At 47.3% G+C, this 279-nt stretch carries 1 protein-coding gene; it reads right to left on the bottom strand.

Annotation, left to right across the window (positions count from 1 at the left end):
• Positions 1–279: zinc finger CCHC domain-containing protein (locus KVT28_RS24975; RefSeq protein WP_217550835.1), on the bottom strand; the 279-nt coding region annotated here is incomplete at both ends.

The raw sequence follows: 279 nt of genomic DNA, 5'->3' as shown, positions 1-279 counted from the left end.
CCCTTGCGCTTGTCCGGCTTGGGACACTCATAGGAGATGTGGCCATTTTCACCACAATTGTAGCATTTCTTCTTGTCATCTTTCCTTGGCCGGAATGCCTTTCTTTTGGGGTCAAAGTTGAATCCCTTCTTGTTGATCTTTGCATGAAGGCGATTGAACTTCTTCATCATGAGGGCGAGCTCGGCATCCTCCTCATCATCACTTGACTCATTATCATGCTCTTCTTGCTCCTCTTCACTTGATGAACTTGGAGGTGGGAGGATCACCTTATGGGGAGTA

Origin of the sequence: Pantoea sp. GbtcB22, from assembly GCF_019091025.1 — a bacterium.
Lineage (GTDB): Bacteria > Pseudomonadota > Gammaproteobacteria > Enterobacterales > Enterobacteriaceae > Pantoea > Pantoea leporis.
The sequence above is the reverse complement of the archived record's forward strand: the minus strand, read 5'-3'. Positions and strand labels throughout refer to the sequence as shown.